We start from the raw sequence: 1,007 nt of genomic DNA, 5'->3' as shown, positions 1-1,007 counted from the left end.
CATAACCGGTAGGTCCGGGGTTCGAGTCCCTGAAGGTCCACCATATGGGGGTATAGCTCAGTTGGGAGAGCATCTGCCTTGCACGCAGAGGGCCAAGAGTTCGAGTCTCTTTATCTCCACCATAAAAGAAGTAACATTAGTTACTTCTTTTTTATTGCATAGAAATTTTCTGTTTTTTAACAAAATTAAAATTCTATAGTATTCTGAACAGTTTTGAATTAATTTGTGATGTAATAGATTATATTAAAAGTAATAATAAATATACCTATTAGCTTAAAATAAAAGCTGCAACTTCAAAAAGTCACGCCTAGTATATATAAAAGTGGTTTATTCCATAGCTCTTTTAATGAAGAAAGATATTTTTAGAATTTATTTTTAGTTTTTTAAAATCCTAATTGAGTGATATGAAAACAGTTTTTTAAAGGTTTATATATTATCAACATACTCATAAGAAACGAAGTAAAGGATAAAGAATTAAAAGGTATATTTAAGTTTTACAATGTATAAGTATAGTTAATGTGTTAATAACATAACCGGGTGTATCTATATGCATAAGATTTAATAAATCCTAAAAAAAAGAACTAAGCAGAGTTTAATTGCAATTGATGAGATTTTATGATTACACTATATAGTAAATCTGTGATACAATATTATATGTCGCTTAAGAAGGCGTATATGGTTAAGTAATTTTAATTGATGTGAATTACCTGCTCTTTTAAGATAAAGAAGAAGAGATTTGAAAAAGGTATTGACACAAGATTAAATCATGTGTTATTATATTAAAGTTGTGTGATGCAGCAAGCTTAACAAAAAGAACTTAAAAAAAGTTCTTGACAAGATTAAGCAAACATGATAAGATGTAAAAGTCGCTGAGATGCGACAAGATCCTTGAAAATTAAACAGAGTGAAAGTAAGAATTAATTCTTATTTTAAATAAGCCAGTATTAGTTAAACTAATAAGTTTAACGTCAATAATTTGAGTACAGATTAAACTTTTAAATTGAGAG

At 28.0% G+C, this 1,007-nt stretch carries 1 tRNA gene; it reads left to right on the top strand.

Annotated features, from left to right (window positions below):
- The first annotated feature begins 46 nt into the window (after positions 1–46).
- Positions 47–122: transfer RNA gene (locus tag HBE96_RS20850), tRNA-Ala, on the top strand.
- Positions 123–1,007 lie beyond the last annotated feature (885 nt).

It is taken from the genome of Clostridium muellerianum, from assembly GCF_012926525.1.
In the GTDB taxonomy this organism is placed as follows: Bacteria; Bacillota; Clostridia; order Clostridiales; family Clostridiaceae; genus Clostridium_AM; species Clostridium_AM muellerianum.
The sequence above is the reverse complement of the archived record's forward strand: the minus strand, read 5'-3'. Positions and strand labels throughout refer to the sequence as shown.